This is a genomic window from Kineococcus siccus (genome assembly GCF_009906795.1).
In the GTDB taxonomy this organism is placed as follows: domain Bacteria; phylum Actinomycetota; class Actinomycetes; order Actinomycetales; family Kineococcaceae; genus Kineococcus; species Kineococcus siccus.
In genome coordinates, this window is the sequence record NZ_JAAALN010000032.1 from 19,070 (window position 1) to 26,021 (window position 6,952).

6 protein-coding genes are annotated in these 6,952 nt (G+C 77.1%); 4 read left to right on the forward strand and 2 right to left on the reverse strand.

Features of this window, described 5'->3' with window-relative positions:
- From GTR02_RS06175 to GTR02_RS06185, 3 genes are all read left to right on the forward strand, one after another.
- Positions 1 to 911, forward strand: a 911-nt coding sequence (locus GTR02_RS06175; protein ID WP_166606603.1) for a PKD domain-containing protein, incomplete at its 5' end; no start/stop codon positions are given.
- 77 nt (positions 912 to 988) lie between these two features.
- Positions 989 to 2,179, forward strand: a complete 1,191-nt coding sequence (locus GTR02_RS06180) for a glycosyltransferase (protein ID WP_205708741.1) — start codon at positions 989 to 991, stop codon at positions 2,177 to 2,179.
- A complete protein-coding gene (locus GTR02_RS06185; RefSeq protein ID WP_166606604.1) occupies positions 2,176 to 3,105 on the forward strand; it encodes a glycosyltransferase family 2 protein in 930 nt (309 codons plus the stop codon). Before GTR02_RS06180 ends, GTR02_RS06185 begins: the two co-directional genes overlap by 4 nt.
- Positions 3,106 to 3,124: 19 nt before the next feature.
- Here the strand turns inward: GTR02_RS06185 and GTR02_RS06190 are convergent, their stop codons facing one another.
- Complete coding sequence (locus GTR02_RS06190; protein WP_166606605.1) at positions 3,125 to 4,537, reverse strand: polysaccharide biosynthesis tyrosine autokinase; 1,413 nt, start codon at positions 4,535 to 4,537, stop codon at positions 3,125 to 3,127.
- Positions 4,538 to 4,670: 133 nt separating this feature from the next.
- Here GTR02_RS06190 and GTR02_RS06195 point away from each other — a divergent pair, with 133 nt between their 5' ends.
- A complete protein-coding gene (locus GTR02_RS06195; RefSeq protein WP_166606606.1) occupies positions 4,671 to 5,240 on the forward strand; it encodes an arsenate reductase/protein-tyrosine-phosphatase family protein in 570 nt (189 codons plus the stop codon).
- On the opposite strand, the gene GTR02_RS06200 is transcribed toward GTR02_RS06195, so the two are convergent.
- Positions 5,203 to 6,732 carry a transposase gene (locus GTR02_RS06200; RefSeq protein ID WP_166606607.1) on the reverse strand — a complete coding sequence of 510 codons (1,530 nt, stop codon included), beginning with the start codon at positions 6,730 to 6,732 and terminating at the stop codon, positions 5,203 to 5,205. The two genes, GTR02_RS06195 and GTR02_RS06200, sit on opposite strands and share 38 nt — an antisense overlap.
- Positions 6,733 to 6,952: the final 220 nt, after the last annotated feature.

Sequence of the window (6,952 nt, forward strand, 5' to 3'; positions counted from 1 at the left end):
ACCAGGCGCCGACGGCGGCCTTCACCTCGACGGCGGCGGACCTCGTGGCGGCGTTCGACGCGTCGACGTCGGCGGACGCCGACGGCACGGTGGCGTCCTACGCGTGGACGTTCGGGGACCAGACGAGCGGGACGGGGCAGAAGCCGTCGCACACCTACGCGGCGGCGGGGACGTACCCGGTGACGCTGACGGTGACCGACGACGACGGGGCGACGGGCACCGTCACGCGCGACGTCACGGTCACCGCGGCCCCGGCCGGCCCGGTGGTCGTCGCCCGCGACACCTTCGCCCGCACCGTGACCGGCGGCTGGGGGACGGCGGAGACGGGCGGGCCCTGGTCGGTGACCGGCGGTGCGGCCAACTTCAGCGTGGCCGGCGGCGTCGGTCGGGTGCAGACGGCCACGGCCGGGGCGACGTCGACCGCGCTGCTCAACGGTGCCGCGTCCGACGACACCGACCTGCGGTTCTCCTTCGCCCTCGACAAGGCGACCACGGGCGGCGGGGTGTTCTTCACGGCCATCGGCCGGCGGGTGGACGCGAGCACCGACTACCGCAGCACGACCAAGGTGCTCTCGGACGGGCGCGTGAACCTCTCGGTCGTCCGGCGCACGGGCGGGACCGAGACGTCGCTGCAGGCGGTGACGGTCGCCGGCCTCACGGCGGCCCCGGCGGCGCGCCTGCAGGTGCGGGTCCAGGTCCGCGGCACCGGGACGACGACGGTGCGGGCCAAGGTGTGGCTCGACGGCACGGCGGAACCCACCGCGTGGCAGGTGAGCCGCACCGACACCACGGCGGCGCTGCAGGCGGCGGGCAGCACCGGGTTCTCGATGTACCTCTCCGGCAGCGCCACCAACGCACCCCTCGTCGCCTCGCTCGACGACGTCGTGGTGCAGCGGGGGGTCCCCGGGTGAGTTCGGCTCACCCCCGCCGGCTCCCCCGCGCCCGGCTCCCCGACCGGAGGACCGGTCGCGGGGGCCGGGCGCTGCGGGTGTTCGCGACGCACCCGTCGTCGGCCCTCTACGGCTCCGACCGGATGCTGCTCGAGTCGCTGGCGGGGTTCGTCGACGCGGGCGCGGAGGTGGTGCTGACCGTTCCCGGCCCGGGACCCCTCGTCGGCCTGGCCGAGGACCTCGGCGTCGAGGTGCTGGTGCGTCCCGTCCCGGTGCTGCGCAAGTCCGCGCTGTCGCTGCGCGGCGGGGCGGCCCTCGCCGGGGCGACGGTCGCGGCCGCCGTCCGGGGCGCCGCCCTCCTGCGGCGGCTCCGGCCCGACGTCGCCTACGTCAGCACGCTCACGACACCGTCCTGGATCGCGCTGGCCCGCGCCCTGCGCGTGCCCGTCGTCTGCCACGTGCACGAGGCGGAGAGCACCGCCGCGCCCGCCGTCCAGCGCGTCCTGACCGCTCCGCTGCTGGCGGCGACCAGCGTGCTGGTCAACAGCACCTTCGCGCTGGAGGTGCTCGAGCGTTCCTGGCCCCGGCTGCGCGGTCGCTCCACGGTCGTGCTCAACGGCGTCGCAGGACCTCCCACCCCCGCCGGCGCGCGCCCGCGCGCCGCGGGCCCCGTCCACCTGCTGTACGTCGGCCGCCTGTCGGAGCGCAAGGGCGTGCTGGTCGCCGTCGAGGCCCTCGGGCGCCTCCTGGGCGCGGGTCTCGACGTGCGCCTCGACCTGGTCGGGGACGTCTTCGCCGAGCACGAGGACTTCGGCCGGCGGCTGCGCGCGCGGCTCGCGGAACCCGCCCTCGCCGACCGCGTCGCCCTCCACGGCTTCTCCGCCGACGTGTGGGGACACCTCGCCGCGTGCGACGTGCTGCTCGTCCCGTCGGTCCTGCCCGAACCCTTCGGCAACACCGCGGTCGAGGGCGTCCTCGCGGGCCGGCCGGTGGTGGCGAGCGCCACCGGCGGGCTGCCCGAGGCCGTCGGCGGCTTCGCGAGCGTGCGCCTGGTCGCGGCCGGGGACGCCGCGGCGCTCGCGGACGCCGTCCGCACCCTCGTCGGCGACCTCCCGGCGGTGTCCGCCGCCGCGCTGAGCGACGCGGGCGCCGCCGCGACCCGGTACGCGCCGGGCCGCTACCGCGCCGACGTCGCGGGGCAGGTCCTCGCGGTGGCCCGTCGCGCGGCCCGGCCGGCCGTGCGGGAGCCGGCGCCCGGGCGCGCCCGCAGCGTCACGGGCTCCGGGTGACGGGGGGTCAGGACGACGGGGCGACGGGCCCCGCCCCCGCGCCGCTGGGGATCGTCGTCGTCAACTACGGCCCGCCGGGCCTGCTCGAGGAGCACGTCCTGCGGCACGACCTCTCCGCCGTGCCGGCGGTGCTCGTCGTGGTCGACAACTTCTCCACGCCGGGGCACCGGGACGACGTCGAGCGCCTGTGCCGCGAGCGGGGGCTCCCGCTCGTCGCGCTGCCCGTCAACGCCGGGTTCGGCGCGGGCGCCAACGCGGGGGCGGCCCGGGCCGTCGAGCTCGGCTGCGACGCGCTCCTGTTCCTCAACCCCGACGCCGCCCTCGACGCGACCACGGCGGCCGCCCTGCACGCGGAGGTCGTGGCGGACCGCCGCACGATGGTCTCCCCCCGGGTCGTGCACGGCGACGGCCGGCCGTGGTTCGCGGGGGCGGACGTGTCGCTGCGGACCGGCCGGACGCGACGGGCGGGCGTCCTGCGCGGGCCCGAGCTGCACCCGTGGCTCTCCGGCGCCTGCCTGGCCGTCTCCGCCGGCCTGTGGGCCGAGCTGGGGGGCTTCGACGAGTCCTACTTCCTGTACTGGGAGGACGTCGACCTGAGCGTGCGCTGCGTCCGCGGCGGCGGCCGGCTCCTGGTGCGCCAGGACCTCGAGGCGGTCCACGCCGTGGGCGGCACGCAGGGTGGGGGCGGCAAGTCCCCGGTCTACGTCCGCTACAACTGCCGCAACCGCCTGCTCTTCGCCCGTCGCCACCTGTCGAGGGCCCGCGTCCTGCGCTGGGTCGTGACGTCACCGGTGCACGCCGCGGAGGTGCTGCGCCGCGACGGCTGGCGGCGGGCCCTGCGCTCGCCGCGCCTGGTGCGGGCCGCGGTGGCCGGGACCGTGGAGGGCGTCGTGCTCGCGTGCTCGCCGGCGGCCGCGCGGCCGTGACCGGGCCGTCGGGGACCGGTCAGGCCTCCGAGGACTCCTTGCGCAGGGGCCGCGGCAGCGCCCAGCGCCGCGGACGCCCGTCGCGGCGGGAGGACCGGGCGGGCGACAGCTCGTAGTGCGGCACCGACACCGCCGAGCGGACCCGGTTGAGGACGACGCCCATCAGCCGGGCGCGGGCCAGGTGCAGGCTCTGGATGCTGTGCGCGACGTGCTTGCGGGGCGTGCGCCCGCTGACGACCAGCAGAGCGCCGTCCACCTGCGCCGCCAGGACCGCCGCGTCGGAGACCGGCAGGAGGGGCGGGGAGTCGATGACCACCACGTCGTAGCGCTCCCGGGTGGCCGCGAGGAGGTCCGCCATCCGCCGCGAGCCCAGGAGCTCGTTCGGGTTCGGCGGGATCTCCCCGGCCGCGATGACGTCCATCCGCTGGGTGCCCCACGGCTGCAGGACCTCGTCGAGCGACGCGCGGCCGCCCAGCAGGGTCGCGAGGCCCACGCCGGGCTCGAGCCCGAGCACCTGCGCGACCGTCGGCTGCCGCAGGTCGGCGTCGACGAGGAGCACGCGCACGTCGGTGTCGGCCATCGCCACCGCGAGGTTGATGGCCGTCGTCGTCTTGCCCTCGCCCTGGGTCGACGAGGTCACGACGACGCTCTGCGTGGCGCCCTCGAGGTCGAGGAACTGCACGTTGCTGCGCAGGCGCCGGTAGGACTCGGCCTCGGGCCCCGAGGAGTGGGCGTGCGCGCCGCGCGCCGCGAGGTCTGCGCCCCCCTGCCGGATGACCCCGAGGACGGGCGCCTCGGTGACCTGGGCGACGCCCTCCTCGTCCCGCACCCGGGTGTCCAGCAGCTCGCGCAGGACCATGAAGGCGACGCCGCCCGCCAGGCCGGCCGCGAGGCCCACGGCGGCCGCCAGCTTCTTCCGCGGACCGATCGCGGCGACGGGGACGGTCGCGGGCGACACGGTGCGCACGGAGATCTGGTCGCCCTGCGTCGTGCCCGCGGGCGCCAGGTCGGCCACGCTCGTGGCGAGCTGGTCGCCCACCGCGTTGGCGATCTGCGCCGCGGTCTCGGGCGACGTGCTCGTCGCCGCGATGTCGATGAGCACGGTGTCGACGGGGGACGTGGCCGTGACCTGCCGGGCGAGCGCCCGGGGGGTCGTCGGCAGGCCGAGGCGCTCGATGACCGGGGTCAGCACCTCGGGGGTCGACACGAGGAGCACGTAGGACTGGATGAGGCCCTGGGTGTAGGTGGAGCCCTGCGCGAGCTCGCTCACCGAGGCGCTGCGGTTCAGGGTGAGGAAGACGGTCGCCTCGGCCTGGTACGTGGGCGGCTTGCCGACCGTCGTCGCCGCCCCGACCCCGAGTCCCGCCAGGCAGCACAGCAGCAGCAGCGCCCACCTCCGGCGCAGCAGCAGGAGGTAGTCGGTCAGCTCCACCTGCTCCTCCTTCGGCGGCCGGTGCCGCAGCTGCGGGAGGTCCTCCCCGGCGTCCCGGGTCGCACCATCCTATCGGCCGGTGACCGTGCGGCAGGGGCTTCCAGCTGGTCACGCACGGGTTACCGTCGATGACGTGAGCGTGAGCGTCCTCGTGGTGTGCACCGGGAACGTCTGCCGCTCGCCCGTCACGGAGCGGCTGCTGCGCCAGGGCCTCGACGCCCGTCGCGTCAGCGGGGTGACCGTCGGCAGCGCCGGCACCGACGCCCGTGCGGGCGAGCCCATGACCGCCGAGGCGGCGAGCATCGTGGTCCGCGCCGGCGGCGACCCGACGGGCCACGCGGCCCGCCCGCTCAGCGACCGGCTGCTGGCCGAGGCCGACCTCGTCCTCGTGGCCACGCGCGCGCACCGCACGTCCGTCGTCCAGCGGCGGCCCGCCCTGCTGCGACGCGCGGTGACGATCCGGGAGGCCGGCCGGCTCGCGCTGCTGCTGGCGCCCGGCCTCGTGGGGCGGTCCCCCGCGGAGCGCTGGTGCGAGCTCGCGTCGTCGCTGGCCGTGGCCCGCGGCCGGTGGCCGGCCCCGCACCCCGCGGACGACGACGTCGAGGACCCCTACCGCCGCGACGCGGCGACGTACGCGCGCGTCGGGCTGCAGGTGCAGGCGGCCGTCACCTCGGTCCTGGCCGCCCTCGACCACCGGGGGTGAGTGGGCCCGGGCCGGCGTCCACCGCGGCGTGCCGCCCGGCGGGCAGCGGTGGACGCGGGGCCTGCGGCCGGGTGCGCGTGCGCGGCACGGCGGCGACGACGGCGATGCCCAGCGTGAAGGCCACGTCCGGGAGGTTCGTGTAGAGCGGGCCGAAGCCGATCCACCACAGCGAGTAGAGGCTCCAGAACGTCAGCACGGCCGACGCGGTGCGCGCCGCGAACCGCATCAGCAGGGCGTTCAGGAGGACGCACGTCAGGGCGATGACGAAGGCGGCCCCGGCCCAGCCGAAGTTCACCCAGGCGTCGGCGAGCACGGAGTGCAGCTCGAAGTGGCCCCCGAACATGTACTCGTCGACGTAGCCGTTGTCCGGGGAGATGCCAACCTGCGCCATGGCCGCCTTCGCGATCATCACGTCGCCGCGCTCGGGAACCGCGCCGGGCCCGAAGCCCGCCGGCGTGTCCGCCAGCAGCGCCAGGCTGGCGGTCAGCTCGGGGCGCGCGCCCACCAGCAGCGAGCCGTTGCCCTGGGCGACCTGCGCGGCCGAGCGCTGCTGGAGCGTCACCCCGAGCAGGCCGCTGGTCAGCAGGCTCGTCGCCAGCGCGTACACCCCGTAGGACGCGGCGGCGAGCAGACCCACCTGCGCGAGGCGGGACCAGCCGGTCCGGCCGACGGCGCTCCGCCGGGGGACGGCCTGCCACAGCACGACGACGGCGGTGAGGACGCTGATGCCCAGCGCGCTCCGCGTGTCCTGGGCGGCCCACACGACGCCGAGCGCCAGCACGGCGACGGCCGGTGGCAGCGAGCGCCGGGTGGACTGGGCGAGCGCCAGGACGATGGTCGTGACGGCCAGCCCCAGCTCGTACTTCCAGGGGTTGGGGGACGCCGCGCTGTCGAGGGCGCCGTTGACGAGGATGCCGCCGCCGTAGGCCACGGCGATCAGCCACACCGGCAGGACCGAGCGCGTCCACAGCACGAACCCGAAGAGCCCCACCGCGGAGAGCAGGTGGACGATCGTCGCGGTCGCCACCCGCTGGGAGGTGTCGTGCGTCCCGGTGACCTGCAGGACGAGGCCGCCGAGCACCGCGGCCACCCCGAGCACGCTGACCAGGCGGGCGCCGCGCCAGCGGCCCAGGTGGGGCAGCCAGACGGGCAGCAGGCCGGCGACCATCGCGGTCGTCGCCGTGACGGGGAACGCCAGCAGGGGCGAGGCGCCCGCCGTGACGAGCCCCGCGAGCGCGGCCCCGCGGACCAGGGTCAGGGAGGGTGCGGGCCCGCGGCGCCCCGTCGTGGACCGTCCGGCCGGCGCGGCCGGCGGTCCGCCCGTGCGGTGGCTGAGCTCGTGCTGCGCCGCCCAGCGCCGCAGCTGGGCGGCACCGACGCCCGTGCGCCGGGCGATCCGCTCGCTCGCGGCCCGGCGTCCTCGGCCACCGGGGTCCGCCTCCAGCAGGAGCTGGACCGCCCGCTCCCGCGCCTCGACCGTGTGGCGCCTCACGCAGTGCCCGTCCTCCCCGGCGGCACCCGGGGCTCCGACCACCACTCCCGGAGCGCTGCGCCCCACGTCGAGCGTACGACAGCCGGACCTCGCGGTCCGGGGAACGGGGTGAGCGGTCCGCGCGGGCCGCTGCGTCCGACACGACGATCGTCGACCGCCTGCGGTGGACCCGCCGCCGGTGCCACGATGGGGGGCTGCGGACGACGGGTGGGGGTTGGCA